This window comes from Levilactobacillus sp. FUA 3915 (assembly GCF_044053135.1).
Taxonomy (GTDB): domain Bacteria; phylum Bacillota; class Bacilli; order Lactobacillales; family Lactobacillaceae; genus Levilactobacillus; species Levilactobacillus lanxiensis.
On record NZ_CP168704.1, the window covers coordinates 1847685 to 1874484 of the forward strand.

28 protein-coding genes and 1 tRNA gene are annotated in these 26800 nt (G+C 51.3%); 22 read left to right on the top strand and 7 right to left on the bottom strand.

Going from position 1 to position 26800, the window contains the following annotated elements:
* Positions 1-189: 189 nt before the first annotated feature.
* Both ACEPST_RS08580 and ACEPST_RS08585 read left to right on the top strand, forming a co-directional pair.
* Complete coding sequence (locus ACEPST_RS08580; protein ID WP_125763868.1) at positions 190-1101, top strand: DMT family transporter; 912 nt, start codon at positions 190-192, stop codon at positions 1099-1101.
* 11 nt (positions 1102-1112) lie between these two features.
* A complete protein-coding gene (locus ACEPST_RS08585) occupies positions 1113-1736 on the top strand; it encodes a histidine phosphatase family protein (protein ID WP_204122238.1) in 624 nt (207 codons plus the stop codon).
* A 135-nt stretch (positions 1737-1871) separates the two neighbouring features.
* Here ACEPST_RS08585 and ACEPST_RS08590 read toward each other — a convergent pair whose 3' ends face one another.
* A complete protein-coding gene (locus tag ACEPST_RS08590; RefSeq protein ID WP_125763483.1) occupies positions 1872-2087 on the bottom strand; it encodes a hypothetical protein in 216 nt (71 codons plus the stop codon).
* Positions 2088-2255: 168 nt separating this feature from the next.
* On the opposite strand from ACEPST_RS08590, the gene ACEPST_RS08595 reads away from it, so the two are divergent.
* The gene (locus ACEPST_RS08595; RefSeq protein WP_374706476.1) at positions 2256-3278 is read left to right on the top strand and encodes an aldo/keto reductase; all 1023 of its coding nucleotides are present in this window, start codon (positions 2256-2258) and stop codon (positions 3276-3278) included.
* Positions 3279-3322: 44 nt separating this feature from the next.
* On the opposite strand, the gene ACEPST_RS08600 is transcribed toward ACEPST_RS08595, so the two are convergent.
* Positions 3323-3706, bottom strand: coding sequence for a glycine cleavage system protein H (locus ACEPST_RS08600; protein WP_125763477.1), 384 nt, complete (start codon positions 3704-3706; stop codon positions 3323-3325).
* An 884-nt stretch (positions 3707-4590) separates the two neighbouring features.
* On the opposite strand from ACEPST_RS08600, the gene ACEPST_RS08605 reads away from it, so the two are divergent.
* From ACEPST_RS08605 to ACEPST_RS08615, 3 genes are all read left to right on the top strand, one after another.
* A complete protein-coding gene (locus tag ACEPST_RS08605) occupies positions 4591-5631 on the top strand; it encodes a lipoate--protein ligase family protein (RefSeq protein ID WP_204122237.1) in 1041 nt (346 codons plus the stop codon).
* The gene (locus ACEPST_RS08610) at positions 5628-5942 is read left to right on the top strand and encodes a DUF7671 family protein (RefSeq protein ID WP_204122236.1); all 315 of its coding nucleotides are present in this window, start codon (positions 5628-5630) and stop codon (positions 5940-5942) included. The genes ACEPST_RS08605 and ACEPST_RS08610 overlap by 4 nt, the downstream gene beginning before the upstream one ends.
* 164 nt (positions 5943-6106) lie before the next feature.
* Entirely contained in the window at positions 6107-6949 is an 843-nt protein-coding gene (locus ACEPST_RS08615; protein WP_204122235.1) for a Fic family protein, read from the top strand.
* Positions 6950-7058: 109 nt separating this feature from the next.
* Here ACEPST_RS08615 and ACEPST_RS08620 read toward each other — a convergent pair whose 3' ends face one another.
* Positions 7059-8711, bottom strand: a complete 1653-nt coding sequence (locus ACEPST_RS08620; protein WP_239064557.1) for a peptide ABC transporter substrate-binding protein — start codon at positions 8709-8711, stop codon at positions 7059-7061.
* A gap of 714 nt (positions 8712-9425) precedes the next feature.
* Between ACEPST_RS08620 and mutY the strand changes: the two genes are divergently transcribed.
* The 5 genes from mutY to ACEPST_RS08645 all read left to right on the top strand — a co-directional run bounded on the left by mutY (position 9426) and on the right by ACEPST_RS08645 (position 12403).
* Positions 9426-10565, top strand: coding sequence for an A/G-specific adenine glycosylase (gene mutY, locus ACEPST_RS08625; RefSeq protein WP_204122234.1), 1140 nt, complete (start codon positions 9426-9428; stop codon positions 10563-10565).
* Positions 10566-10653: 88 nt separating this feature from the next.
* Entirely contained in the window at positions 10654-10974 is a 321-nt protein-coding gene (locus ACEPST_RS08630) for a hypothetical protein (RefSeq protein WP_203637855.1), read from the top strand.
* Positions 10975-10985: 11 nt separating this feature from the next.
* The gene (locus ACEPST_RS08635; RefSeq protein ID WP_204122233.1) at positions 10986-11600 is read left to right on the top strand and encodes an alpha/beta hydrolase; all 615 of its coding nucleotides are present in this window, start codon (positions 10986-10988) and stop codon (positions 11598-11600) included.
* A 187-nt stretch (positions 11601-11787) separates the two neighbouring features.
* Positions 11788-11991 carry a cold-shock protein gene (locus tag ACEPST_RS08640; RefSeq protein ID WP_024746588.1) on the top strand — a complete coding sequence of 68 codons (204 nt, stop codon included), beginning with the start codon at positions 11788-11790 and terminating at the stop codon, positions 11989-11991.
* 169 nt (positions 11992-12160) lie between these two features.
* A complete protein-coding gene (locus ACEPST_RS08645) occupies positions 12161-12403 on the top strand; it encodes a cytochrome b5 domain-containing protein (protein ID WP_125763463.1) in 243 nt (80 codons plus the stop codon).
* An 81-nt stretch (positions 12404-12484) separates the two neighbouring features.
* On the opposite strand, the gene ACEPST_RS08650 is transcribed toward ACEPST_RS08645, so the two are convergent.
* Positions 12485-12558: transfer RNA gene (locus ACEPST_RS08650), tRNA-Arg, on the bottom strand.
* Positions 12559-12685: 127 nt separating this feature from the next.
* Here ACEPST_RS08650 and ACEPST_RS08655 point away from each other — a divergent pair.
* Both ACEPST_RS08655 and ACEPST_RS08660 read left to right on the top strand, forming a co-directional pair.
* Positions 12686-13003 carry a hypothetical protein gene (locus ACEPST_RS08655; protein ID WP_203637852.1) on the top strand — a complete coding sequence of 106 codons (318 nt, stop codon included), beginning with the start codon at positions 12686-12688 and terminating at the stop codon, positions 13001-13003.
* A gap of 108 nt (positions 13004-13111) precedes the next feature.
* The gene (locus ACEPST_RS08660) at positions 13112-13261 is read left to right on the top strand and encodes a hypothetical protein (protein ID WP_164511283.1); all 150 of its coding nucleotides are present in this window, start codon (positions 13112-13114) and stop codon (positions 13259-13261) included.
* Between the two features lie 570 nt (positions 13262-13831).
* Here ACEPST_RS08660 and ACEPST_RS08665 read toward each other — a convergent pair.
* Positions 13832-14593: an SDR family NAD(P)-dependent oxidoreductase gene (locus tag ACEPST_RS08665; RefSeq protein ID WP_204122232.1), complete on the bottom strand. Its 762-nt coding sequence runs from the start codon at positions 14591-14593 to the stop codon at positions 13832-13834.
* A gap of 176 nt (positions 14594-14769) precedes the next feature.
* On the opposite strand from ACEPST_RS08665, the gene ACEPST_RS08670 reads away from it, so the two are divergent.
* Positions 14770-15465, top strand: a complete 696-nt coding sequence (locus tag ACEPST_RS08670) for an NAD(P)H-dependent oxidoreductase (protein WP_204122231.1) — start codon at positions 14770-14772, stop codon at positions 15463-15465.
* Positions 15458-15637, top strand: coding sequence for a hypothetical protein (locus ACEPST_RS08675; protein ID WP_203637849.1), 180 nt, complete (start codon positions 15458-15460; stop codon positions 15635-15637). The genes ACEPST_RS08670 and ACEPST_RS08675 overlap by 8 nt, the downstream gene beginning before the upstream one ends.
* Before the next feature lie 806 nt (positions 15638-16443).
* Here the strand turns inward: ACEPST_RS08675 and thiD are convergent.
* Positions 16444-17259 carry a bifunctional hydroxymethylpyrimidine kinase/phosphomethylpyrimidine kinase gene (thiD, locus tag ACEPST_RS08680; protein ID WP_203637848.1) on the bottom strand — a complete coding sequence of 272 codons (816 nt, stop codon included), beginning with the start codon at positions 17257-17259 and terminating at the stop codon, positions 16444-16446.
* 109 nt (positions 17260-17368) lie between these two features.
* On the opposite strand from thiD, the gene ACEPST_RS08685 reads away from it, so the two are divergent.
* Complete coding sequence (locus tag ACEPST_RS08685) at positions 17369-17674, top strand: hypothetical protein (protein WP_395409173.1); 306 nt, start codon at positions 17369-17371, stop codon at positions 17672-17674.
* A gap of 28 nt (positions 17675-17702) precedes the next feature.
* Positions 17703-18938 carry a cytosine deaminase gene (gene codA / locus ACEPST_RS08690; protein WP_204122230.1) on the top strand — a complete coding sequence of 412 codons (1236 nt, stop codon included), beginning with the start codon at positions 17703-17705 and terminating at the stop codon, positions 18936-18938.
* Between the two features lie 624 nt (positions 18939-19562).
* Here the strand turns inward: codA and ACEPST_RS08695 are convergent.
* A complete protein-coding gene (locus ACEPST_RS08695) occupies positions 19563-20033 on the bottom strand; it encodes a hypothetical protein (RefSeq protein ID WP_203637844.1) in 471 nt (156 codons plus the stop codon).
* A 274-nt stretch (positions 20034-20307) separates the two neighbouring features.
* Between ACEPST_RS08695 and ACEPST_RS08700 the strand changes: the two genes are divergently transcribed.
* The 5 genes from ACEPST_RS08700 to ACEPST_RS08720 all read left to right on the top strand — a co-directional run bounded on the left by ACEPST_RS08700 (position 20308) and on the right by ACEPST_RS08720 (position 26381).
* The gene (locus ACEPST_RS08700) at positions 20308-21228 is read left to right on the top strand and encodes a ribonuclease H family protein (RefSeq protein WP_204121820.1); all 921 of its coding nucleotides are present in this window, start codon (positions 20308-20310) and stop codon (positions 21226-21228) included.
* A gap of 117 nt (positions 21229-21345) precedes the next feature.
* Positions 21346-21816: a VOC family protein gene (locus ACEPST_RS08705; RefSeq protein ID WP_203637841.1), complete on the top strand. Its 471-nt coding sequence runs from the start codon at positions 21346-21348 to the stop codon at positions 21814-21816.
* A gap of 1050 nt (positions 21817-22866) precedes the next feature.
* Positions 22867-23478, top strand: coding sequence for a sugar O-acetyltransferase (locus tag ACEPST_RS08710; protein ID WP_236000709.1), 612 nt, complete (start codon positions 22867-22869; stop codon positions 23476-23478).
* 309 nt (positions 23479-23787) lie between these two features.
* Positions 23788-25401, top strand: a complete 1614-nt coding sequence (locus ACEPST_RS08715) for a BCCT family transporter (protein WP_373300830.1) — start codon at positions 23788-23790, stop codon at positions 25399-25401.
* 521 nt (positions 25402-25922) lie between these two features.
* On the top strand, positions 25923-26381 hold the full coding sequence (locus tag ACEPST_RS08720) for a universal stress protein (RefSeq protein ID WP_203643208.1): 459 nt from the start codon (positions 25923-25925) through the stop codon (positions 26379-26381).
* Positions 26382-26800 lie beyond the last annotated feature (419 nt).

A 26800-nucleotide genomic window follows, 5' to 3' on the forward strand; every position in this document is an offset into this window, starting at 1 on the left:
AGTAGGCATGGTGAAGATAAGCAACCTGTGTCAGTGACCACAGCAGGGCATCTTGAACCCACCGTCGGGAACGAAAGATACAGACTATGTTCACCATCCCAGTAACGAAATGATGATGCATACTTGAGGTATGAGAGAGAAAGGATTTATCGTGTTTTGAAAAATGTAGGTACGCCAACGGAAAACGTTATGAAGGGGATTTTCTGGGCCACGGTGGCTTCGGCTATGTTCGGGGTTTCCGGAACGGTCCTTCAGTTTATTTCACAGGGTCAGTCGATTCCGACCAGTTGGTTCCTGTCCGCCCGGACGATGGGCGCCGGCGTTATTTTATTACTGATCAGTCTGGTTTTATATGGCAAAGAAACGTTTACGATTTTTAAGAGCTGGCGTGAAGTGTCCTGGCTTTTGGCCTATGCTTTGATTGGGTTGGGCGCGAACCTCCTGACCTTTTACATTGCCGTCCAGTCGGGAAATGCGGCCGCAGCCACAATCTTGCAGTACCTGAGTCCCTTATTCATTGTGTTGGGGAGCCTACTGTTCAAACACGAACGACCACTACGCAGTGATCTGATTGCCTTTGCGGTCGCATTAGTCGGGGTTTTCCTGGCGATTACCCGGGGGGACATCACGCAATTGGCCATTCCCGTTAATTCCCTGTTATGGGGGATTGGTTCCGGGATCACGGCGGCCTGTTACGTAGTTTTACCGCGGCCATTGGTACGAGACTATGGTCATGCGCCGATTACTGTGTTAGGCTGGGGAACGTTTATTGCCGGAATTTTCTTCAATCTGTACCATCCGGTATTCCTGAACATGCCACCAATCACCGGAACTCTGATTGGGTCAATGGCCACGGTGATTATCGTGGGAACGATTTTGCCATTCTCCTTGATTCTGTACAGTACCCACTTTGCGCCTTCCGATGTGATCAGTATCGTTGACGCAACGCAGCCAGTGGTGACGTTTATTTTATCCATTATTTTCCTGAGTTTAAAAATTACGATTGCGGAAGTCATTGGTTCCGTCCTGGTGATTGTGGCGATTTACCTGCTACAACAGGGCCGACGAAAGATTGAGACGCAGTTTGAGAGAGAAAATTAGGAAGTGAGAAAATGACGACCTTTGATTGGGTGCGTCATGGTCAAACGCAAGCCAACGTTGACCAGATCATGCAAGGACAATTGGATACGGCGGTCACGCATTTAACCGTGAATGGCTTACAGCAGGCCGAGCGCCTCGCTCAGTGGCTTCAGGGAAGTCACTACGACCAGTTAGTCAGTAGTCCCTTACATCGGACCCGGCAAACGACAGCGGCCTTAACGGCGAAGCTAGACGTCTTACCGCAGTTTGATGATCGGCTGATGGAGGCCGATTATGGTCAGTGGACGGGGGAAAACTTCCGGGTCTTACAGGAACGGCAACCGGCCGACTTTGACTCACTGACGGGCGAAGCCTTGCCAGATGTGCTGGTCGCAGCCGGTGGGGAGACGTACCGTGACATTCAACGGCGCGTGGGGCAGTGGCTGGCCGAAGAAGTGGTTGACCATCCGGATGATCACATTTTGGTGGTGAGCCACGGGCTAACTATCAAGGCGACGGCGCTGTTGATGCTGAACGCACCAGCGACGACGGCATTGCCAGAACCGGCTAATACCAGCGTGACCCGAATGGAAATTGATCCGGCGACTGGTCGGCGTTATCTTCGAACTTATGGGGTAACGGCACAGTTTAACTAATTTTAAAATTCAAACGAGGCCCCTTAGATGCGTTACGTATCTGAGGGGCCCTTTTGCATTCGGGCAGATTAATTTTGGCCAAAGAAAAATAACCTCACCACAAGGGCGAGGTTATTTTTAGGTTGAGACAGCCGGTTACTTCTTAAGGTTATCTTCCACGTAAGAACGAACTTCATCGTCGGACTTAGCGTCGATTTCCTTCATCGAAGCTTCAGTTTCATCGGTGTTGTGACCATTGGATTCCATGAAGTGATCCCAGAGAGCGTCACGAACAGGTAACTTCTTGTCGGACCAGTCGAACACTTCACTCATTTCTTTATCCAATAATGCAGTCTTTTCTACAACAGCCATAACCATTACCTCCAAAAAAAATTTGGGGTCAGCGGATCTGTTACTGGCATGGGTACCACCGGCTTCAATTTTCATGGTAGTCCTTTTTAGCGGAAATGGTAAATATTTTGTTCATGTGGCGGGGGTTAGTTATTGACGCTCATTAAATAAAACGGCAGAATATAGGGGATGGCGCCGGCAAGACTGGCGCAGAAAGCAGGGATTACGGTGAAGTATCGTCAATTTGGTAAAACTAACTTTAACGTTAGTGAAGTTTCCTTGGGGACTTGGCAACTGGGGTCAAAATGGGGCGACCCCTTCGATGAGGCAGACGCGCAAAACACGTTGGCCGCGGCCTATGATGCGGGTGTGAACTTCTTTGACACCGCTGATATTTATCAGGATGGACAGAGCGAACGGGCGCTCGCCAAGTTTATCAAGGGCAAGCAAGACAAGGTATTCGTCTCGACCAAGGTTGGCCGGAAGCTTGATCCCCACGTGGCCAGTGGGTACACCGCAGCCAATATTACTAAATTTGTGGAAGAGAGCCTGACCAATTTAGACGTCGATGCGCTGGACAACGTGCTGTTGCACTGCCCACCAACCCCCGTTTACTATGAACCAGAAGTCTTCTTCACGCTCGACCAACTGAAAAAGGCCGGTAAGATCAAAAACTATGGGGTTTCTGTCGAACGGGTCGAAGAAGCCATGAAGGCCTTGGACTATGACATTTCTGCCGTAGAAATCATCTACAACATGTTCCGCTTGCGGCCAGCCGATAATTTCTTCAAGATGGCCCAAGCCAAGAACGTCGGCATTATCGCCCGGGTGCCACTGGCTAGTGGCCTGCTGAGTGGGAAATACACGCTGGACACCACCTTTGGCAAGGCGGACCACCGGAACTTTAACCGGCACGGCGAAGCCTTCGACCAAGGCGAAACCTTCTCCGGGGTAGACTATGCTACGGGGGTCAAGGCCGCAAACGAATTGCACGAACGGTTAGGCTTAGACCAAGCGTTGGCACCATTAGCTTTACGCTACATTTTGATGGCCGATGCCGTTAGCACGGTGATTCCGGGTGCTTCTAAGCCAGAACAAATTACCCGCAACGTTGCCGCCGCTGATTTGCCAGCCTTTACCGCTGACCAAATGGCCATTGTGCGTGACGTTTACAACAAATATATTAAGAATCCGGTTCAATACAAGTGGTAAATAAAAATGGAAGTCCAGTGTGGGCTTCCATTTTTTAATGTCGCTTAGGCAACTTGTAAATCCAATACCCAGTTGTCGGCTTGCTTGTTCTTATTCATAGTGGCAGGGTCGCCAACTAAATCTTCATTGACCTTAACGACCGTCCCGGCGAATGGCGTCTTGAAGTTTTCGACGGCCTTGTCGCTTTCGACTTCCAAGATGTCGTCGCCAGCGGCCAACACGTCATCGGCCAGAATAGGTAGGTCGGCGAAACTAATATCACCGATTTGTTCGAGGGCGTCACTGGAAAGTCCCATCCGGTAGTGACCTTGGTCACGTTGTTCCAGCCAAACGCCATCCTTGACGGTAATTTCTGGTGCGGCCGGGGTTTTATTTCCGCGGAACCAGTTCATTAGTCGTTGCCAAAAAGATTGTGGGTGTTCAGTCATCGTAAATTCCTCCCTAAATGTCGTTGTTAATTTCTAGTATACCCTTTGCTTGTAACCGCTGACAATAACTTGCTCACGCTGAGGGTGCATGCTACACTAAAAATAATTTCAATCAGTGCTCGCTGGGGTTGAACGGCATTCCGCCTCCAGGCTGGTGAAAATGGGCCGTGACGCTGTGGGCGAACGCCCGGAGCCAAAGAGCGGTCTCCGGGCTTACTTTGAGCCGAAGACCACGTCTCAAAGATATCAGTTGCCTAAGCGGTTTACCGCTTAGGCAACTCCCACGGCTGAGCCCATTTACACCAGCCCTGCGGCTGACACTGGTTTAGCCCGGACGTGAGCAGCTCATTGGATGATTGTTAGTCAGACAATGGGTTAACTGGTCCGCCTTCGGTCTGGTGAAAACTAGGCCTGGTCGCGTCCGTTCCCGGCGGCTGACACTGGTTTAGCCCAGATGCGAGCGACTTATTGATTATTGTTAGTGAGGCGTTGTTTAGCGGATTTACGTGTCTCGGTGACAATTAATGTCGCTAGAAATTGTAAACAAAACAATAAAAATAAACAGAACGGTGTGTTGTTGCCGTTGGTGTTTACGCCGACAGAGCCTTGGATTTCTGATGGAGCCGGAGGTCGTTAGGTGGCGAACCCTGTGATAGTGGTGTTAAACTGGGCGTCTTTCCCAGCTTTACACCACGGACCGTGTTGGGGGACTTGTGATTTTGCAAGGCCCCCAACCGAGTCTGAAGACCGGTTCTCAGGCTTCAGACGGGTCCCATAGGGTGAAGATACCTAACGACCGCAGGCGGAATCAGAAACCCAAGGCGGAATCCTGTCAGCCGCAGGCACCAACACGAAAACCACACCTGAAGGGAGCGTTACCTGAAATGTTTTTAATTGATACCAATCGCAACGGCCAAGTCGTGACCGATGCCATCGTCAATCAATCCATCGACAACTACTTAGTCAATGATTTAAAATTACCCGGCCACGGCCTGATGATGTACGTCAACCAACCAGCCGTCATTGTCGGCATTAACCAAACGGTGGGGGCCGAGGTTGATTTCCACTACTTAGAACAAAATCACGTGCAGCTCGTGCGGCGGACGTCCGGTGGCGGCGCCGTTTACCATGACGAACGCAACCTGATTTTTGAGCACATCATTAATGGTGATCCACAAGATGGGTCGAAATTCGGGGACTACACGGTCTTTGCCGAACCCGTTTTGCGGGCACTCAAGGCGATGGGGGTGGCCGACCTGGGCATCAGCAACAAGAGTGCCTTGACGGTCGACGGCAAGAAATTTTCCGGCATGACCATGTTTAAAAATGGGGCAGGCTACGCGGCCGGCGGGACCATTATGTACGACTTGAACGTGGATGCGGCCCACGCCTCACTTCTGCCAGCCAGCGACCGACCTCACCGCGGCGTCGATTCCAACCGGGTGGCGATTACCAACCTGCGGCAGTACCTCGCCCCAGAATACCGGGACTTGGACATTCAAGCCTTCAAGGAAGCCTTACTCTGCCACATTTTTGAAGTGGACAGCTTAGACCAAATCGAAACGTATCACTTAAGCGACAAGGACTGGGCCGTGATTGATCAGCGGCTGGCCGAAAAATACGATACGGATGCCTGGAACTACGGCGCCAATCCTGGCTTCCGGGAATATCATAAGCTGACGGTCGCTAACGGTGAGTTGCACGTCAACTTTACCCGCCACGCTGGCAAATTGCGGACGGCCATGTTATTTGGCGCAATCGGCACCCCGGCTCAGTTGCACGCTATTTCGGAGCAGCTGACTGGCTTGGATGCCACACCCGCTGCAGTCGAAGCCGTATTGACACAGCCGGATGTGACGGCCGTGCTGGGGGCGGATGCTATTGCGCCGCTCGTTCAGGTATTCACTGAGGAGGCGGCGCAATGAAGGCCAAGTACGACGTGAACCAGTACGTCGGGGTGCCCGTGCAGGCGAATGCCTCCGGCGAGTACGAAATCAAACGTGAACCGGATGGCGATTTTAAGCTCCATTCCTGGCGTACCGGCCGCCACAGCAAGGGCAAGTACAAGGGGACTGGTCAAATTTTTCTGACCGAAAATCACTTAAAGGTGGCGGTAGTGGCCGCCTACCCAGTCGCCTACAAGGAACGGCACGACTACACGCCAATGCAGCGACTGACCAGTGAATTTGTCAGTGAAGACCTGGTACAAGTTGCTACGGCTAAACTGCCGAGTTAAGCGTAGCGAATTCAGTTGGTGACAACTCGCGGTTTACCTGCCCGTTTACTAAGTCGTTTGTTCCGACTTAATTGACTAGACTTTAAGACGACCGATAACGTCTCGGTCGTCTTTTTTGCTATAATAGGGGCAATATAACTTGCAAAAAAGGAGTTGAAATTCTAATGCCAATCGAAAAAAAACTAGCTGAAATTAGCGAACTTAAAGCGAAGATGGACACTTTTCGACCCTTATCAGTTGAACAGGTCAAAGAACTGGACCAGCGCGTTCGGATCGAACATGTCTGGTCGTCTAACGCCATTGAAGGGAACACGTTAACCCGCTATGAAACCGCCTCAATTTTAAATACAGGCATGACGATCCATGGCGTTCCCGTTAAAGATGTCCTCGAAACATTAGATTTGAACGAAGCATACGAGTACATGATGGAACTGGCTAGTCAACAGACGCCGTTGAGTTCCACCTTTATTCGAACACTAAATCGCATCGTGACCCTGCAAACGACTAGTGACAAGGTTAATGCAGGCGTCTATCGAATTTTAGCGGCGTGGCCGTTTGGTAGTGAAGACAAACCTTATGTCGCGCCATTTGATATTGCACCGCAAATGGACCAGTTACTTGATTGGGCGCACACGGAGCAGAAGACCCTACATCCTGTCCAGTTCGCTGCTGATTTGCATCAAAAGTTCGTTTCAATTCACCCCTTTGCTGATGGTAACGGACGAACGGCACGTCTGTTGATGAATATGGCGTTGACTCAAGCCGGTTACCCGGTCATTAACGTCCAGCCAGACAAAGAGGCGCGGACCATCTACATGGAAGATTTGGCCGTTTCTCGTGAAAGTGGCAATCTACAACCATTTGAAATTTTAATCAGCGATTATGTACGCAAAACGTTGATACAGCGAATCAGTATTCTTGAGCTCAATGAAAAAAATCAGGAAGACGCTAAAAATGATGTTGATCCGCGGTTTGAGAAATTTTTGCGGGATAAAGATAACGACTAACAGAACAGACGACAGGCCGATATTAGCGGCAAAAAAGATATGATGCACCTGGGAGCGTAACGCAAGCCTCAGGTGCATCATATTTTTTTGACAACTTGTATTGAGTCAATTATTTCACGAAGTAAGCACCCTTAAAGTTGGATTGTGTGCCAACCGTATTGTACTGTACCCCGTTGAGTTTGGGGTTGACGAGGTAGGTGCTGGCCGGTTGAAAGAGGGGCGTGACCCCTTGAGACTTCATCAAGACGCCATCCGCCTTGAGCAAGGTTTTCCAGCGCGTGCTGTTAAAGGCGGGCGCCGTGCTGGCTTGGGCAATCAGTTGGTCGTAAGCGGAATCTGCCCACTGACCGGTGTTGGCCATGCTGGTGCTGGTAAAGAGCGCCAGCATCGACAGGGGGTCGGCGTACTGCGCGTGCTGAGTCGTCAGCGTTAAATCGCTACTGGTTGGCTTCGGTAGTTCGTCGACGGACCACTCGCGGGGCACCAACCGAATTGTGAGGCCCGGCAAGGCTGTGGTCAGTTGGTGTTGCAGTGTGTGGGCAATCTTGTAGCTGTAGGTGGCGTCCAGGTAGCTCAGGGTCAGCGTGATGTGTTTGACGCCAGCCCGTTTTTTGGCCGTTTGCCAGAGTTTTTTCGCCAAAGGTAAATTCAATTTCAGCGTTTGCTGTTGCGGTTGGGCGGCTGCAAAATCTGACGTGCCCCGTTGCCCGCGACTCAGCCCCGCCGGCACGATGCCCTGGGCGGGAAGCGAGGTGCTGCCATACGACGCGGTGCCTAGCTTCTGTCGGTCAATGGCGTGGGAAATAGCTAAACGGGCGATTCGTTGGTGAAGCAATTGATTGACCGTCGATTTAGGTCCGGCCTGACGATAGTTTAACAACACCATTTTTGAGTATGGTCGTGCGGTGTAGGCGGCCTGTTTTTCAAACGATTTAATGTTGGCCTTGCCCAGCAAGCGGACCTCGTCGAGCGTGCCCTTGCGGTAATCCGTCCACATCTTGGCGTTGCTATGGTAAACGTCCACGTTGATCCGTTGCAGGTAGACGTGCTCGCGGTCCCAGTAGTGGGGGTTAGGAATCATGTGACAGTGCTTGGCCGTGTTGCCTTTGCTGGCGACCATGAACGGTCCGGCGTAGACTTGGTACTGCGGCTTGGTCGCGTATTTTTTGCCATATTTTAAAGCGATGCGCTCATTTTGCGGGCCAAACAGCGGGAACGTCAGTCGTTGTGGGAGTTCAGCCATTGGGTGATCCAGGTGGACGACTAATTTGAAACGACTCGGTGCGCTCACGCCCAACTTGCTGGCGGGTAGCTTGCCATCGAGAATCTGGCGCGCGTTTTGCATCCCGACAAACAGGTCGGCGTTCGGCGCCTTAGTCGTTGGGGACAGCGCCCGTTGCCAGGAATAAACGAAGTCGTGGGCCGTGATGAGGTCGCCGTTGCTCCAGTGGGAATCGCGCCAGAGGGTAAAGGTGTAGGTCTTCTTATGATTGGTCACCTTGACCTTTTTGGCCAGCGCTAGTTCACTCTGGCCCTCACCAGTCGTTGAATAGAGGCCCTCAATCGTGTTGTTGAGTCGCCCAAATTGGGTGAGCTTGTCGGTATCCAGCGTTGTCAAGGGCCGTGAGGTGGCCAGGGTAACGACCTGTTTGCGGGTCATGACGCCCTTGCTGTCACTGGTCGTGTGGGTTTCCTTGGCCATCTGGCAGCCGGCTAAGCTGGTACACAGGATTAATATTAGAAAGAATCGCCAACGTTTCACGTTTACCACTCCGTTATGTATAGTCTTGGGTTAAACTTCGCCTCCGGGTCGGTGAAAACTGGGCCGGAACGCGGTGGGGAGGACGCCCCGAGCCAAAGAGCGGTCTCGGGACTTGCTTTGAGCCACGAAGGTCGTGTCTCAAAGTCACCATTCTCTGAGAGGAACCCTCAGAGAATCCCACGGCTGAGCCCATTTTCACCAACCCTGCGGCTGACACGAGTTTAACCCGTTCAGCCTTGTGTGTTTGTTTTCTGTGTGGGTTACTGGTTTTAGATAATTACTGATAAGTTAGAGCCAATGAACTGTTACAGCCGGGCACCTTGGCGCGCCTCTGGTCACTTCTACGACTGGCCCAGTTTTCACCACCCCTGCGGCTGACACGAGTTTAACCCGTTCAGCTTTGTGTGTTTGGTGTCTTAATGCTTACGAATTGTTTGATTGGATTAGATGTAGGTAATTAAATTGGTAGGTCGATCAATTGTTCTGATTTACGACTTAACTAGGCAATCAAGTCTTAGACGATTACCTATCGAGAATCAACAATAATTGGTCCACTAGGCAGTCAACCTTGTCGGTGTTTCTACCTATGTTGTCATTCCTCACTGATGATAGGGGAGTCGTGGGGGGACGTCAAGCTTTACTTGTTCCGGGTGGGCGAATTCGCTAGAATAGGAAAAAGGTTTCGTAAATTAGAACGGAAGAAGGGGTCAGCTGATGGAAAAATGGTCGGCAGCCACCATCCGGGATTTTCGCCGGACGTTGTTGGCTTGGTATGATCAAGAAGGGCGGGACCTGCCGTGGCGGCGGGACCACGAGCCCTATCACGTTTGGGTCAGCGAGATTATGCTGCAACAGACGCAGGTCAATACGGTGATTCCGTATTACAAGAATTTTATGGCGACCTTTCCCACGGTCACGGCGTTGGCCAATGCCGAACAGGCGGACCTCTTGAAGGCCTGGCAGGGACTGGGTTACTATTCGCGGGCACGGAATCTACAACGCGCGGCACAGCAATTGGTTACGGACTATCACGGCGAGTGGCCACGAACTGCGGCTGGTCTGGCTGATTTAGTCGGCATCGGCCCCTATACGGCTGGCGCCATCGCTAGCATTGCGTTTGGCGAGGCGGTTCCGGCGGTCGATGGCAATGCCTTTCGCGTTTTTTCACGGCTATTACTGATTGACGATGATATCGCCAAGCCACAGACACGGAAAATTTTTGAACAGGTGATTCAGCCCATCGTCGACCCGGAGCGGCCAGGTGCCTTTAACCAAGCCATCATGGACCTGGGTTCCAGCTACATGACGGCGAAAAATTCTGATCCGGCCCATTCGCCGGTCCGCGAGTTTGACGCTTCTTACCGAGAAGACCGGGTGGCCGAGTTTCCAGTGAAGACCAAGGCCCCGCGGCCAAAACTGATGCCATATTATGGTCTGATCATTCATTCGCCCGCAGGTTACCTGATGGTTCAGCGGGATGCCAATCAAATGTTGACGGGGTACTGGACGTTTCCGTTGGTGATTCAGGCAGAGCTCCGCGAGGCCGTGCCGGTGGATACCCCCACGTTAGAGACGGACATTGCCGCGTTGGAACAACAATTTTCCACTGACTATCAGCTTCCCATCAGTCTCACAACAGTCAGTGGGCAGCCCGTCAGTCACACCTATACTCACCAACGCTGGCAGGTTAAGCTACTGGTCGCAGAACTGGCGACGACGCCCACACTGACTTTTTATCCTGGCAAATGGGTGCCGGCAGCCGAAATTCGGGCATTGCCACTGCCCAAGGTGCAGGAAAAAATCATGACGCGCTACCAAAACCAGGGCCATCCGCAGGCATTTCCCAAGAATTAGTTTCCGTTCGGGTAAAATTGCAGTATCATCGAGTTAATTAGAAAAAGACTGTCGTTTTGGGGAATAACCTATGAAGGAGTGACTGGGCATGCAAACGATTTTTGATGTATTGAAGCATATTTCGGTAAATCACCAGGAAGTAGAAAGCAACCAGGTTGTCATCACCGATAAAGTTGGCAAGCCAAATGGCTTATTGACCGATTTGTTGCATGACTTGATCAATAACGCCTTACTTTTTGTCACGCTGGCGGACTTAGAATCAGCCGATGAGTTGATTGAACACTTACGAACCCACACGCCGCTACCCGTGGACGTGCTGAGCGAATACGGCAAAATCCTAACGGAAACGTGTGAAGGCTTGAATTTTGCGCCCCAGAAGGGCCAGATTGAAATCATCGTCCAACGTTAGGAGGCTGACCGATGGCGGAAACGGATTTAATTGAAACGATGCCCGGTGCCAATACGGCAGCCCCGCTCTTGCTCTTACAGGGAACTGGCGGGACGAACCAGGAAATGCTGACGTTTGGTCGGCGACTGGCCCCACAGAGTCCACTGATCACGATTGCGGGCCGGCAGGGGATTGGCGCGCAACGGCAATATTATTCGCAAACGGCGGCGGGACCCGTGAACCCGGCACAAATCGATGAAGAGGCTAACTGGCTGGGCGAGCAGGTCCAGCAGATCTGTCAGGAGCACCGCTGGGACGCAGAGCGACTGGTGGTGGTCGGTTATTCAAATGGCGCGGCCATGGCTGCCTACGGGGTCCTAACGGGGCAAATTCCGGGGCAGGCGGCGTTGCTCTTCCATCCGTTGCAGTTACCAGTGGCGTTGCCAGTCCAGCGACATGGTTATCAGGCTTGGCTGTCAGCGGGGCAACATGATCCGCTGGTAACGGTCGCCACGGTAAAAAAAGTTTTAAAAAGTTTTGACGAGATTCAGGCGAAAACGACGATGGAAATAACGGGCGGAACTCACCAGCTGACGCCGCATGAGGTGCTTGCGGCACAAACATGGTTAACAGTGAATGCTTTATAGGGGTCGCTAAAAAGTTTGCCGATTTCGACACTTTGCATTTGCTATTCTCGGGAATACCTGTTATTCTATGACTAATGTATTTATGGTTCGGAAGTAAAGGCTCGACGTTCTTATAAGAATGGCTCCTTTTTACCCCAGCTTTCAAATGCAAATATTATTGCGCTATGCGCATGGAGGTTTCATTCTTATGGAACAAGGTACTGTTAAATGGTTCAACGCTGATAAAGGTTACGGCTTCATCACTTTGGAAAACGGCTCAGACGTTTTCGTTCACTTCTCCGCTATCAACAGCGAAGGCTTCAAGACTCTTGAAGAAGGCCAACACGTATCCCTTGATGTAGAACAAGGCGACCGTGGCCCACAAGCTGCTAACGTTACGGTAGTTGACTAATTTACATTAGCCTAAATCGTGCTTAGTAAAAAACCACTGACTTCGGTTAGTGGTTTTTTTGCGTACAATTTTAGAGTTAAAAACAAGGTTATCACCTGACAAGCGAATTACTTGTATTGTTTGCCAACTCAGTTTACGATAAGGGTAAATCTATTAGGCGGTGAGTTGTGTGAGTGAAGAAAAAGTTTTCAATCAAGCAGAATTAGCGAAGTTTAACGGTCAAGATGGCCAACCAGCCTACGTGGCAATTGCGGGCGTTGTGTATGACGTCAGTGGCGTTGAAGCCTGGGCCGGTGGCAAGCACCACGGTAACTTGGCCGGTCAAGAACTGACCAGTGTGATCGATGGCAAGTCGCCCCACGGTCGCAAGGTTCTGAAGAACTTACCCGTTGTTGGCAAGTACGAAGACTAAATCGTTTAAACGGAACATTTATAGATACGAAAAAGGTTGAGACTTGGTCCCAACCTTTTTTGATAACCCATTTAATTGTGATGTCGCAAGAGAGATTCGAACCCTCGACCTACGGTTTAGAAGACCGTTGCTCTATCCAGCTGAGCTATTGCGACAAAATCCCAATAACTCCTTAATTATAGAGAAGCAACGTAGCCGTGTCAATCACTGTTCTGCGCCGTTAGTTGACAGAGACCGGTCGTTCCAGTAAAGTTAGGCTAAATCACAGAAGGAGGGTTTCCCTTGGGTGTCGTTCATATCGTTGCTGAGGCTATTGTCTTTTTCGCTGCTATTTTACTTATTTATTATTTCTTCCAAATTACACAAGCACTCGGCGACCGCAAGAAAAATATTCGTTACTTAATTATCTCTGCCGTGGTCCTGTTCATTGCCTACCCAGTGTCTAATTTATCTGGGAAAAAGACGGTCAATCCGTCAACCCAGATTTCGGATCAGGTTCGCAAGGTTCAGAAGAAGCACAAAGAGAAAAAGGAATCAGAGAAAAAAGAATCCGAACAGAAATCGTCAAGTAGCGCAAAGAGTCAGTCAGAAAGTAAGTAAATTACTAAAATTATCAAGAAATTGTAACGACTGGTCCCCACGACTTGCAATCTTCCTGTAACATTAGGATAATATATTTGTAACCTAATGTTGACGGGGGGAATTGTGATGCATGCAGTAGCTATTATTATCATGATCATTTTGATTGCCGGGGTTAGCCAGTTGTATCTGAATAACCGGAATGCTTTCCGTAAGAAGAGCAAGCATCTGGCAACTCGTGACAAATTCCATGACGATTCAAATCGTCGGTTAAGTTAATTTTTGGGTAACGTCTAGTGTTCCAGCTAGGCGTTTTTCTTTTGGTCGAAAATGAGTGCGGTCGATTTTCGTTCCCGGCGGTGAGCTCAAGGCAGCCTGCTGTGGGGACCGCTTTCAGCCTGAGGGGCGGTCTTCCAGCTCGCCTTGAAACCTCGCTGAAGTGCGCGAGTTTCCAAGGTCGTCCCGTGGTCTAGGTCGGGAAATAACCCCGACCAACACCATCGACACAGCTGGCTGCCTTGGCTCACCTCTGGTCACTGACAATCATCACACATTTTCGACGTTCTTTTTTGGGGGTGACGAGTTTTCGTTTCGTTCCAGGCGGCGGATTCAAGTTGCCCTGCTGTGGGGAACGGCTCCAGCCTGAGGGGCGGTCTTTTGCCTCTAGTCACTGACAGTCGCCACGCATGTTCGACGTTCTTGTGCGTGATTGGCGTGTGGCTGTGGCGGTGTTTTAAAGTCATGTAGTCAGGTAGTCTACTTGCTCTGAATCTAAGGATACGACTCAAAAAGCCGCCACGCAGAAAACACTCAACGTGACGGCCTTGTATTAAGTTAAACAGCAATCATTTAGTACATCTGAATGTCGCCACCGTCGACCATCAGCGTTTGGCCGGTCATGTAGGCGCTGGCACTGCTGGCGAGGAAGAGGGCGACAGAGCCGATGTCTTGTTCGGGGTCACCCAGACGGTGCAGCGGAATGCTGTTGACCAAGTGGTCGTATTGTTCTGGCGCAGCCTCATGCCACTGCTTGACGCCCTCGGTTTCAGCGATGGGGGAGATGATGTTCAGACGAATGCCATCGGGGGCCCATTCGTGGGCGACGACACGCGTCAATCCCCGAATGGCTTCCTTAGCCGCAGCGTAGGCCGCTTGCGTTTGTTGGCCGCGGATACCGGCACCGGAGGCAAAATTGATGACGCAACCCTGCGTGGCCTTTAAGGGTTCATGCGCCAATTGCATCAAATGACGCGTTGGGTTGAAGCTGGTGTTGAAGGACAACGCAAAGTCCTCATCGGTCAGCTGGTCAAACGGCTTTTGCCGAGAAGCATGGGCGTTGTTGATCAAGACGTCCAGCTTGCCAAATTTTGCGATGGCCGTTTCAATGATCTTCTGGTCATTCTCGTATGTAGAAATGTCCACGTTAAGCGTTTCAATCGTGCCGAATGTGGTTAATTTTTTCGCGGCAGCCTGAAGATGTTCGTCGTTCACGTCGACGATTAAAACCTGCGCGCCCGCCTTAACAAAAGCCGTTGCCATGCCGAGGCCGATACCGCCCGCACCACCGGTGATGATGACGCTCTTACCTTGTACGTCCCACTGAATTGCCATATGTGTGTTCCTCCTTGAATTAAGTTAATCATTAGATCAGCGAGCAATTATACAGGAATTTATTATTTTTGTAAACGGTTTCATAAAAATAGCCAAACTAACCGGGCGTTGGTTTCAGTCGTTTCACTATTTTGTGATACAGTAGTTCTAGAGAAAATAGAAAAGGAGCTGAGGCCATGACGACCCTTGTGTTAGTCTCCCATCCCCACCTAGCGGATTCGACCAGCCAACAATTTTTGAAGGCCAGTCTGCCGGCGAATGAAGACATTATTTGGGAACATATTGAAAGCCAACCAACCTTAGACGTGGCAAAGGAACAGGACCAATTGCGCCACGCCGACCGCATCATTTTACAATTTCCCTTGTATTGGTACGCGGCCCCCGCGGGACTCAAGCAGTGGGAGGATACCGTGTTGACCCGGACGTTCGTGTATGGTGACCACCGCTATCCCTTGGCCGACAAGGAATTGGGCATCGTGGTGACCACGGGGATGCCGGGCAAGGCCTTTCAACGGGGCGGTGCCGAGCAAATCACGTTGGACGCGGCCTTGGCCCCCTTAGCCGCTGTTGCCGAACGGGCGAAAATGACCTGGCTACCTATCTTTGCCATTCACCAATTTGCCTACCTTGAGGAACCCGAAAAGCTCCAATTGGTCGTGGACTACCAGCGTTATCTGACGCAGGAGCAGCCCGATAGTTTGGGCGACCGCCAGGCTTGGTTTGCCCAACGCCTGCCAGAAATGATCAAGCAGTTGCCGCCGGAACAACAGGCGACGGGGCGGTTGATCGAAGCCGAATTTGCCCAACAAAAAGATGATATCGATGCCTTGGCGGACACCTTGTCGCTGATTAAGGAGCAGGAAGATGACTGAACATGCACAATGGCTCCAACTTCAAATTGATAAATTAGCGGAACAGCAGGGAAAGTTCACCGACCGGGCGTTTTGGCTGGCGTTAGCCGAATTGGTGCGCGAGCAGGAACGGCGAAGTGACCAGCTGCGCGGCGAGGTAGACGGCCGCACCTGGCGCCCCGACCGGTGGTAATTGGTTTAGCCGTTGATGTCGTTGCGCTTGCGGCTGGTGGGGTGGCAGCGCCTGAGGGGACCGATACAAGCCTGAGAAGCGGTCTTGTATCTTGCCTTTGAGCCTTGAAGGGCGCAAGTCTCAAAGCTCATCCCGTGCTGTAGGCTGAGCAAGAACCCCAGCCAACACCACCGACACAGGCCTCGCCACCCCACCAGCCTCCAGCTCCACTGACATTGGCTAAACCAATACCGGTGGCTTGGTTTGAGCTTTATAATATGACATGTATTGGGTTGTAGAAGAAGGCCGGCAAGCAAGACTACTAAGCAAAGCGGATACATTTGTGACAGCCGCACATTTGGCTGGCGACTGATGTTTCGCTCCACGACTGTGAAAATGACCTGGTCGTTGTGAGGGACCAGCGTCTTGAATCCGCCGCTGGGAACGGACAGGATTACTTTTTGCCGATGCACGTTTGACAGTTAACGTCAGGACACAAGCACCAATGACTAGTAGGCAAGACACGGCCACGAAGCAGTTACTTTTACATTGGTCTTTTTTGTTAACGGAGCCGGAGGAGGACAGATACGTAGCCCTGTGTCGGTGGTGTTAGACCGAGTGAATTTTCTCGGCCTTACAGCACGGGACGACCTTGGAAGCTCGCGGACTTTGCGAGATTTCAAGGCGCCTCCGAAGACCGCATCTCAGGCTTCGGAGGTTGCCCCACAGGAGCGGAGCTATCTGGCAGCCGCAGGTGAAGTGATGACAACGAGCAATGTAAAAGAGTAAACAAAAAGCCCAGCCGAATGGTCTGGGCTTGGAACCAATTAGTATTCGCGTTGCTGGGCGGCCCAGTGGTTGATGGGGCCGAACTTGTGGCCCACCTCAATCGGACTCCCGATGGCGGTGTTCACGAACTGCTTGGCAATGGCGATGGCGGTCTTCATCGGCGTGCCCTTGGCCAATTCGGCCGTGATGCAGGCGGACAGTGAATCACCGGTGCCGTTGACCCGGTCCGTTTCGTGGTAGGGCTCGCTGAGCCAGAAGCCTTCGCCGGACTCGAGGAGCACGTAGTCCCGAACGGCTTGCTGGTTGGTGTCGGCGTGACTACCCTTGGCGACCACGTTTTTGGCACCCATTGCCTGCATCTTCTGGGCGGCGGCAATCATGTCGGCGTCGCTGTTGATGGTCATTTCAGCAATTTTTTGAACTTCGTAAAAGTTTGGTGTCAGGACGGTTGCCAGCGGAATTAATTTTGTCCGCAGGGTGTTAAAGGCACTTTCCTCTAACAACTGGTTACCGTGCTTCGTCATGATGACGGGGTCGACCACTAAGGGGCCAAAGTCGGCGGCCTGATAATTCTTGACCACATCTTCGATCAGTTCGGAATCGGCGAGCATCCCCGTCTTGGCGGCACGAATGTGGTAGTCGTCAGCTAGGTCAGCGAACTCTTGATCAATAAAATCTGTTGGCATCGGCACGCTCGCGTGGATACCGTAAGAATTTCCCGCCACACAGGCAGTGATGACGGACGCACCATAGACGTTGCGGGCGAAGAAGGTGTGCAGATCAGCCTGCATGCCGGCGCTACCGTCGCTGTCGGAGCCGGCGATAGTTAGAGCTTGGGGATAAGAATTTAGCATAATGTAATCAGACCTCCGTTTTCATAAATTGATTAGATTTAGGATAGCATAGAATACAGAAAAATTGCTACTAAACACCACAGATAGTTTAGCAACAAGCAAAAGGGGTATGGAGCACATGACTTTCGGGGCGCGACTGGTTTTAGAATGGAGTTTCATCGGAGCGGTGGCGAGTTGGGTGGCCATTGCCGGGGCATTTGACCAGCTTTATTTGCTAATTCCCAACGAACCACTGACTTTAACGCTCGGATTGGGACTAACTGTGATAAGCTTGTATGGGTTGGTTCACTCGGCACGACGGGGACCACGATGGGCACTGATACCGGCGACGGTGGCGATTATTGCCGTTATTGCGGGCATCGTCACGGACGGTTCCTTGTTAGCGTTGGGCTTGACCATTCCGGGATTTTATTAAGTGAAATTTAGGAGGCAGGTTAACGCGCATGTTAATTCAACAAGGGCACATCGAAAACGCAAAGCAGCCACAAGATATTCGCATCGAGGACGGGAAGTTTACCGCCATCGCTGACCATTTAGAACCAAAAGATAATGAACAGGTGATTGATGCCAAGGGTAAATTGGTATTGCCACCATTCGTTGATCCACACGTCCATTTGGACAGTACGATGACGGCGGGGGACCCCGAATGGAATCAATCCGGGACCCTCTTCGATGGGATTCGGATCTGGTCAGAACGCAAGAAGACGTTGAGCATCGAAGACGTCAAGACCCGTTCTCGCCAGGCTTTGGAACGGCAAGCTGCCAACGGGATTCAGTTCGTGCGTTCCCACGTGGACGTCACCGACCCTAGCCTGACCGCTTTGAAGGCCCTGATTGAAGTGCGCGACGAGGTCAAAGACTTCATCGAACTCCAATTGGTTGCCTTCCCCCAAGAAGGGATTCTCTCGTTCCCTCATGGTAAGGAATTGATGGAACAGTCCGCCAAATTAGGCGTTGACGTAATCGGGGCCATTCCTCATTTTGAATTCACCCGTGAATACAGTGTCGAATCCTTACACTTCGCCGTTGAATTGGCGCAAAAGTACGGCAAGTTAGTCGACGCCCACTGTGACGAAATCGACGACCCCGCTTCCCGTGGGTTGGAAACGTTGGCGACCTTAGCCCTCGAAACCGGCTTGGGTGACCAAGTAACGGCCAGCCACACCACGGCCATGGGGTCTTACAACAACGCATATGCTTACAAATTAATGCGTCTTTTACAAATGTCACACATCAACATGATTTCTAACCCATTGATCAACACCCACTTGGGCGGTCGGTTTGACACGTATCCGAAGCGTCGGGGCTTAACCCGGGTTAAGGAATTGAACGAAGCCGGTGTCAACGTGGCTTTCGGTGAAGATGACATCAAGGATCCTTGGTACCCAATGGGCGATGGTAACATGCTGGATTCCCTGCACATGGGGATTCACGTCACCCAAATGATGGGTTACGACGACATCATGAATTCTTACCAATTCGTGACGACCCATGGGGCCAAGGCCATGCACGTGACCGACCACTACGGCATTGAAGTCGGCAAGCCAGCGAACTTGGTTGTGATGAACAATGATAACTTCTACAACGTTTTGAACCAGCGGTCGGAAGTGCTTTACTCAATCCACCACGGCAAGATCATCGTCAAGACCGACCCTAAGCAAGTTCACTTAGATCTCTAAAACAGGTGTTTGCAGCGCCTCCGGGCTGGTGAAAACTGGGCCTGGTCGCGTCCGTTCCCGGCGGCGAGCTCAAGGTGCCCGGCTGTGGGGTCGGTTCCAGCCTGTGAAGCGGGCTTCCACCTCAACTTTGAGCCTGAGGAGCGGTCTCAAAGGTTGTCCCATGGGCTTAAGCTGAGAAAATCGCTCAGCTAAGACCATCGACACAGCCGGGCACCTTGGCTCGCCTCTGGTCACTCCCACGGCCGGCCCAGTTTTCCCAGCCCTGCGGCTAACACTGGTTTAGTTCGTGGACTTGCGGGGACCGGTCTTCGCTGTTGTGCCGAGTATTTTATTGGCTCGCCTCTGGTCACTTCCACGACCGACCCAGTTTTCCAAGTCCTGCGGTTGACACTGGTTTAGTTCGTGGACTTGTGTGGGTCTGGTCCTCGCTGTTGTGCTTGTCTATCATTGGCAAGTGGGACTAGCTGCAGGGCCGTCAACGTTGTGGCTTAATTAACCTAAAAATACAGTAAGACCCGTTCACCTCAGCCATTGTGGTTGGGTGAACGGGTCTTTTAATTTTGGGTAAACAAAAACGCCATCACTAGCAATTGCCGGGGATGACGTTTTGATTGCCACGCGCGCTTATTTCTTGACGTGCTTGGTCTTTTTGACGGTTACGGTCGCTGGTTTCGGCGCCGCAACGGGCTTTTTCTTTTCGTGGTGTTGGGTTCTGAGTTGTTCCTTCAGAACCTCAATTTCAGCAGTGTGTTCGGTCTTCCATTCCTGATAGGAACTGGTCGAGTCGGTGTCGCCAGGCTTTAAGCCGGTGTTTAACCAGAAGCAGGCTTCAGACAGGCTGGGGAAATTGTGAATCCACAGGGTCTGACCGTTGTCGGAGTCGAACGCCACGTAGGAGCGGAAATGCTTCTTCAAAAATGTGTGGCGCCGAATCTTAAAGGCTTCCCGCTTACGGGTTAACCGATAGTCTGGTAAGATGTATTGACCGGAGACTGCTAGTTGCGGAAAACGTTCATCGCGCTGTTCACGCTGGTCCTTCAGCATGGCACGAGCTTGGTCGACGGTTATGATGGTCGCACGGATCGGATTCTTCATGAAAAACCCCCTCAAAATAGTAAAAACATCGTAAAAATGGTCGTTCTCCGGTCATTGTTTCACACCTTCTAGATTAGCATAATCTAAAAGTTATGAAAACAATTTACGCTCTAAATTCACGAGTTTTTCCGGATTATTAAGATTTGCGCAAAAAGTTTTAGGTGAGGGGTGGCTGATGGTGACGCGTGCATAAATTTGGTAATAGCAGATTTCAATAGCCACGGGGAAAAGTATGGTAAACTAGCTAAGAATTAGTTCGAAAGTGGGGATACATTTGGCACAAAAATACTATGCGGTCAGACGCGGCAAGCAGCCGGGCATCTACCGCACGTGGCCGGAAACGCAGAAGCAAGTTAACGGGTTTTCTGGCGCACAGTACAAAAGTTTTACCACCGAGGCTGAGGCCAAGGCCTTTATGCAGGGCAGCGCAGCGAAAACGCCCGCCCATCGCACAGCCAAAACGGGCCGAACAGCCACGCCCAAATCGGCTTCAGCGCCCGTATCAGCCACAATCACGGTCTATACCGATGGTGGCTCGCGAAACACCGGGAACGTCGCTGGCGGGCACGTGAAGGACGCTGACAAGGCGGCCTGGGCCTACCGCATCGAATTGCCCGATGCCATCGAGACCGGTTCCGCCGGTGAATTTGGCGCGACCAACAACCGAATGGAAATCATGGCCTTTCGTAACGCTCTGCAGAAGCTCGTCGACCTAGGTCAAACGACCGAAAGCATCCTATTTGTGCTGGATTCCCAGTACGTTTTGAATGCCGTCAACAAGGGGTGGCTCGCCGGGTGGAAACGCCGCGGCTGGAAGCGCAGTGCCGGACCACTGGTCAATGCGGAACTTTGGCAAGACGTGGATCGCCTGTTGCCGCAATTTAGCAATCTCAACTATCGTTGGACCAAAGGCCACGCGACTAATCAAGGCAACGTGTTCGTCGATCATTTATTAAACGAAACGATGGATGGCATGCGTCGTGACGCCGAGCAACAACCAGTCACGCACCGACATGAGGCCGTGACTAAGACGCAACCCGTGGCCAAGACACAACCCGTGACGAAGACCCAATCGGTAGTGGCCAAGCCAACGTCAGCGAAGTCCAGTGCGGCCACACAGTCGCATCGGACAACGGCGCAATCGGTGGCGGACATTGCCGAAAGTTTGCGGAACCTACCGTTTGGAGATAATTAAGGGTATAATGAGACCTAGAAAGTTTGTGCGGGTTATCTAATTGGGGGAACTAGGACCCGAGAATTCAGGGACTAGCCTGGATTTACCAAAAATTTAGTATTGAATGGGGTACCGATGATGCAAGCAAAATTAATTCCATACTTGGAGTTTGAAAATGCCAAAGACGCCATTGCGTATTATCAGAGTGTATTCGGCGCAACCAATGCCTACCGGGTCAGTCCAACGGTGGCAGAAGCAGAACGGTTCGGCCTAGATCCAGCGGTCGACCTGGAAAAAATGACGATGCGCGGTGGCTTTCAAATCATGGGGTTAGATATTCAATGTGCCGATGCGTTAATGGGGCAACCAACATCGTCCACATTGATTTCACTAATGTTAGCGGTCAACGAGGATGACAGCGCCAGCGTGAAGGCGTTGGATGCACTGTACCAGCGATTGGTGAAGTCTGATGTTAAGGTCATCAGTCCGTTTGCCAAGCAATCGTTGGGCGGTAAGATGGGGCAGATTGTGGATGCTTACGGGATTACTTGGATTCTCAGCGAACAAGACATGCCCGTCTCTTCCACGCCTACCGACACTGCGGAATAACGCTTTGGGGCTGGTTAAACTGGTCGTTGTCAGCGCCTCCGGGCTGGTGAAAACTGGGCCTGGTCGCGTCCGTTCCCGGCGGCGCGCTCAAGGAGCCCTGCTGTGGGGCCGGTTCCAGCCGAAGGGCGGGCTTCCACCTCAACTTTGAGCCGAAAAGCGGTCTCAAAGGTTGTCCCATGGGCTAGGCTGGGAGAATACCCCAGCCAAGGCCATCGACACAGCTGGTCACCTTGGCTCGCCTCTGGTCACTTCCACGACCGGCCCAGTTTTCCCAGCCCTGCGGCTAACACTGGTTTAGCCCGCTACGCGTTAGTTCCGGGGTGTGGCGTGTCGTGTAGCAGCCGTCATTACTTGAAATTGTATATGTGTTTGTGGTCGTCTGTCAGTTTATGCTGGTGGACGACCTTTTTATATTAAGCCGGGCGCCTTGGCTCGCCTCTGGTCACTCCCACGACTGGCCCAGTTTTCACCAGCCCTGCGGCTAACATTGGTTTAGCCCGCTACGCGTTAGTTTCTGGGTGTGGTGTGTCGTGGATGTGACGGTCATTACTTGAGATTTTGTATGTTTTTGTGGTCGTCTATCAGTTTATGCTGGTGGACGACCTTTTGGTTACAGCAAATTTGTTGAGGATAGATGATTTAACTCTATGGGATGAAATAAGTCAGAGCAACTCGTTACTACTTGTAGAAAATCGGGGCGCCAATAACAGCCGAACACACCACACGCTTCTTCGACGGTCTCAACCCAAGTCAACATCAGCGCACAATCTGTGGAGTCGGCGGCTGGCAGGGACCACTTCCTGTGTCGGTGGCATTGGCTGAGGGTTCTTCTCAGCCTAGGGCACGGGACGTCTGGGGGACTCGGGGGTTGCGAGGCACCCAGCGAGGGGCAAGACCGCTCTTTGGCTTGCCCCGTGCCCCAGAGGAGTACTGGTCCCTGCCAGCCGCAGGCGGAACGCTTCTGCACTGATTTTGATTTTGACCCTCATGTCTCGAACCCAAACACCAAAAGAAGCAGAGTGTTATCATGGAAATAGAGGAGTGATTTGAATTATGGCAACTGAACGCGAAAAAATGACGGCGGGACAACCCTACGACCAATTTGATAAGGAACTGATCGACCGGCGGGTGCTGGCCCGCAAGACCTTGCAGGCGGCGAACCAATTACCAGACAATCAGCAGCGCAATGCCGCTTACAAGCAACTGATCAGCGATACCGGGGATGACTTTTTTGTCGAAGCCAGCTTTACGTTTGACTACGGCTGGAACATTCACATCGGTGACCACTTCTATGGCAATTACGACATGACCTTCCTGGACACCTGCCCAATCACAATTGGCCGGAACTGTTATTTTGGCCCCAACATTGGCCTCTACACGCCGGTTCACCCGTTGAACGCGATGGCGCGGACCCACGATGTTGAAATGGGTGCGCCGATTACCATTGGTGATAACGCCTGGCTCGGTGGCCGGGTCACGATTCTGCCTGGCGTCACGTTGGGCAACAACGTGGTCGTGGGGGCCGGTTCCGTGGTCACCAAATCCTTCGGGGATAACGTAGTGATTGCCGGCAATCCTGCCCGCGTCATCAAGGAAATTGACAACAGTGAAACTGGCAACGCCAAGGCTTTGCAAGAATGGCCCGATAAGTTGCAAAAGTAGGGCTATTTTCAGAAATCTAGAAATTCTAATCAAATTCTTAGATTCCTAACATGACGTGGCATGTAACCGGTTTATTTGCCGCAGAAAAAACTTATCGTCCAGCAAGATTTTACTAATTAATTCGACCGCGTATAATAGACTTTGGATATCGCTTTAAGAAGATTTTCGAAAGCAATTTGTATTCAACGGTAGCGCGCTGTACAGGTAGCTCGGATAACGACCCTGGAACCGCGCTTTTTTCGTACAATCTAATTGAGGCACCATCCGCTGGGAGCTTGGCTCGCAGGAAACAAATGAGGAGGATTATTTATTTTAGCGCGTAAAAATATTGATAAGTTAGTATTCGTACCAACCATCGTTTTATTTATTCTCGCGTCATTGCTATTTATTTTAGGTGGTGGCCAGTTACAGGCTACCCTTAGCTCAATCTTGAATTGGATTGATACTCGCATGTCATGGGCTTATATGATGGTGTACGTGGTCAACTTTTTATTTTTTATGTATTTGGCATTTGGTAAGTTTGGTAAGGTGAAATTAGGTGACCCTGAAGACAAACCCCACTACAGCAACTTCCAGTGGGGGAGCATGGTCTTCGCAACGGCGATCGATGCCAGTATCTTGATGCTGTCCATCGTTGATCCCCTGCGCTACCTGCAGCACCCGGCGTTTGGCTTCAAGCCATTCTCGAGCAACGCCTACAGCGCAGCGCACATGATGGGGCAATTCAACTGGGGGCCAATGGCGTGGATGATGTTCGCGCCGGCCACGATTGCGATTGCTTACGTGCTGTACGTGAAGCACGGTAAGGTCCAACGGGTCAGTGCCGCTATCACCAGTTTGCAAGGAGACAGTAAGGGCAAGATTGTGGCTCGCCACATCGTTGACTTTCTGGTCGTCTTTGGAATCATGGGTGGGATTGGGTCATCCGTCGGGATGGAAATTCCGATTATTTCCAAAGTTCTGAGCCGGCTTACAGGTGTTCAAGACAACTTGATGCTAAAAATTGAGCTCTTCATTATCCTATTTATTTTATTTGCCGTCACGGTATTCCACGGGTTAAACGGTGGGATCAACCGGTTAAGTTCCGCCCACATCTGGACGGCGCTGGGCCTCTTAGCCATTATTTTAATTATCGGACCAACGGTTTACATTTTAAATTCTGAAACCAACAGTATTGGGTTGATGGCGCAAAAGTTTATCGCGATGTCGACCAACACGTTACCTAATGGTGGGGACGCCACTGCACAGCAGGAAACCATTTTCTACTGGGGCTGGTGGTTGTCTTACATGCCCGTCATGGGGCTGTTCATTGCCCGGATTTCTAAGGGCCGGACGATTCGTCAGGTCTTAGTCGGCATGTTAACGTACGGGGCCTTGGGGTGCATGAGTTTCTACGCCATCTTTGGTGGATACTCCCTGTGGCTTCAACAGACCGGGGCCGTTAACTTGGTCCACATCTTAAACACGCAGGGTCAAGCTGCCGTGGTTGCCACGGTGATTGCGACGTTGCCATTTAAGATGATCATTCTGGCATTGTACTGTATTTCCTGCTTTATCTTCTTGGCCACGACGATTTCGTCGTCCGCCTTCATCGTGTCATCCTTCACGAGTTTACACTTGGATGACGGGCAGGAACCTAGTCGCTGGAACCGGATGATCTGGGTGGTCGTCTTCATCATCTTCTCCTTCGGGATTGTGATGGTCGGGGGCTTCAAGACCGTGCAAACCGTGTCAACGATTGCCGGTTTCCCACTGATGTTCGTCTGCATCCTGCTCCTGCATTCCATTTGGCATATGCTGGCAGCTAAGCCTAAGGTCGCTCCTGTGGTGGTGCCACAACCCGTTGTTGTTCGGCGGATTACGGTTGAATTACCACGCGCCGTCCGCGGCCCAATGATCTTATCACCAGACCACGCTAACTAGGTCTTTGATTGGTGAAAACTGGGCCTGGTCGCGTCCGTTCCCGGCGGCGCGCTCAAGGTGCCCTGCTGTGGGGCCGGTTCCAGCCGAAGGGCGGGCTTCCACCTCAACTTTGAGCCGAAGAGCGGTCTCAAAGGTTGTCCCATGCTCTAAATAGAGAAAATCGCTCTATTAAGACCATCGACACAGCTGGGCACCTTGGCTCGTCTCTGGTCACTCCCACGACCGACCCATTTTCACCAGCCCTGCGGCTGACACTAGTTTGGGTCGCTGGTCGGTGAGTGATCAGCGATCGGTTTGAGCTGACGTCGAGTGAAAATTAATTGAATTTGTACCATGAGGCTGGGACCTGGTGTCCTGGCCTTTTTTCGTCTTTAGACGGTCCAACGATAGAACACGTGAGGACTAGTTTCAGTAACATCACCACACTAATCTGATATTAAATGAAAAGATTAAGCCCCAGTTTCATTGTCAAATATGATACAATGAGGGCCGAATCATTCAATGGAGGGAATTAACTGATTATGGCAGATGAAAGTAATGATCCGCTGTTTTTCCGACGCATTTTAATTACAATCGATGAGGATGACCGTCCATCGACCAGTCGGGCGTTTCGGTTTGCGATGACCATGGCGAAGGACTACGGTGCTCACCTGGGAATTGCTTCCGTTCTGGAAAGTAATGACATTAGTATTTATGAATCTTTGATGCCGGATAAGCTGAACGAAAAGCGTGAACACTTGCGCCGTGTTGTTCAGGATTACGCCAAGAAGGCCACGGCGTTTGGTGTCGAAGAAGTTCGCGCCATCATCGCTGAAGGCGGCGACGTGGACGACGTGATCTTGCAAAAGATCGTGCCGGACTTCCAGCCAGACCTAATCGTCTCCGGTGCCGACGTGGACTTCGCTAGTCACGGTAAGCCCGGTGCCATTGGGTTGCGGTTGACGAAGAAGGCCGACGTGTCGGTGATTGTCATTCGTTAGTTTGAACAAATCGATGAAGGTTGGCTGCTATTTGGTGGCTGGCCTTCTTTTTTTAGCGACTAAATAGAGACGTAGATGGCTATCATGGCTGATAGGTCTACGTCTCTGTTGGTTTTGTTGCTGTCAAAATATACAGTTAAATCATGTCACTATCACAGCAATTGCCAAGGAATCAGACTGAAGTGATGGTGTATAATTGAAATATCTTAAAGGGTTAAATCAAAGACAAAAAGTGTGGTTGAACGTACCAGAGCCGTGAGGGCGGCGGAAATAACTTCAGCCGTGGGAATTATCTTGCCGGCTATGCCGGTTAGATAATTGGTAGCTTTGCGACTCGGTCTTGGAGGCGCAAAGTAAGTCTGAAGACCGTTCTTTGGCTTCAGACGTCCGCCCACAGCGAACCAATTTATTTCCGCCGC

What these genes read in the sequence shown, in the direction of transcription:
- thiD (WP_203637848.1), bottom strand. Translation starts at nt 17,259, where the DNA reads ATGCTAAATTCTTATCCCCAAGCTCTAACTATCGCCGGCTCCGACAGC.
- ACEPST_RS08585 (WP_204122238.1), top strand. Translation starts at nt 1,113, where the DNA reads ATGACGACCTTTGATTGGGTGCGTCATGGTCAAACGCAAGCCAACGTT.
- codA (WP_204122230.1), top strand. Translation starts at nt 17,703, where the DNA reads ATGTTAATTCAACAAGGGCACATCGAAAACGCAAAGCAGCCACAAGAT.
- ACEPST_RS08590 (WP_125763483.1), bottom strand. Translation starts at nt 2,087, where the DNA reads ATGGCTGTTGTAGAAAAGACTGCATTATTGGATAAAGAAATGAGTGAA.
- ACEPST_RS08615 (WP_204122235.1), top strand. Translation starts at nt 6,107, where the DNA reads ATGCCAATCGAAAAAAAACTAGCTGAAATTAGCGAACTTAAAGCGAAG.
- ACEPST_RS08595 (WP_374706476.1), top strand. Translation starts at nt 2,256, where the DNA reads ATGGCGCCGGCAAGACTGGCGCAGAAAGCAGGGATTACGGTGAAGTAT.
- ACEPST_RS08630 (WP_203637855.1), top strand. Translation starts at nt 10,654, where the DNA reads ATGCAAACGATTTTTGATGTATTGAAGCATATTTCGGTAAATCACCAG.
- ACEPST_RS08695 (WP_203637844.1), bottom strand. Translation starts at nt 20,033, where the DNA reads ATGAAGAATCCGATCCGTGCGACCATCATAACCGTCGACCAAGCTCGT.
- ACEPST_RS08640 (WP_024746588.1), top strand. Translation starts at nt 11,788, where the DNA reads ATGGAACAAGGTACTGTTAAATGGTTCAACGCTGATAAAGGTTACGGC.
- ACEPST_RS08670 (WP_204122231.1), top strand. Translation starts at nt 14,770, where the DNA reads ATGACGACCCTTGTGTTAGTCTCCCATCCCCACCTAGCGGATTCGACC.
- ACEPST_RS08605 (WP_204122237.1), top strand. Translation starts at nt 4,591, where the DNA reads ATGTTTTTAATTGATACCAATCGCAACGGCCAAGTCGTGACCGATGCC.
- mutY (WP_204122234.1), top strand. Translation starts at nt 9,426, where the DNA reads ATGGAAAAATGGTCGGCAGCCACCATCCGGGATTTTCGCCGGACGTTG.
- ACEPST_RS08660 (WP_164511283.1), top strand. Translation starts at nt 13,112, where the DNA reads ATGCATGCAGTAGCTATTATTATCATGATCATTTTGATTGCCGGGGTT.
- ACEPST_RS08580 (WP_125763868.1), top strand. Translation starts at nt 190, where the DNA reads ATGAAGGGGATTTTCTGGGCCACGGTGGCTTCGGCTATGTTCGGGGTT.
- ACEPST_RS08665 (WP_204122232.1), bottom strand. Translation starts at nt 14,593, where the DNA reads ATGGCAATTCAGTGGGACGTACAAGGTAAGAGCGTCATCATCACCGGT.
- ACEPST_RS08705 (WP_203637841.1), top strand. Translation starts at nt 21,346, where the DNA reads ATGCAAGCAAAATTAATTCCATACTTGGAGTTTGAAAATGCCAAAGAC.
- ACEPST_RS08720 (WP_203643208.1), top strand. Translation starts at nt 25,923, where the DNA reads ATGGCAGATGAAAGTAATGATCCGCTGTTTTTCCGACGCATTTTAATT.
- ACEPST_RS08685 (WP_395409173.1), top strand. Translation starts at nt 17,369, where the DNA reads ATGGAGCACATGACTTTCGGGGCGCGACTGGTTTTAGAATGGAGTTTC.
- ACEPST_RS08610 (WP_204122236.1), top strand. Translation starts at nt 5,628, where the DNA reads ATGAAGGCCAAGTACGACGTGAACCAGTACGTCGGGGTGCCCGTGCAG.
- ACEPST_RS08675 (WP_203637849.1), top strand. Translation starts at nt 15,458, where the DNA reads ATGACTGAACATGCACAATGGCTCCAACTTCAAATTGATAAATTAGCG.
- ACEPST_RS08635 (WP_204122233.1), top strand. Translation starts at nt 10,986, where the DNA reads ATGGCGGAAACGGATTTAATTGAAACGATGCCCGGTGCCAATACGGCA.
- ACEPST_RS08600 (WP_125763477.1), bottom strand. Translation starts at nt 3,706, where the DNA reads ATGACTGAACACCCACAATCTTTTTGGCAACGACTAATGAACTGGTTC.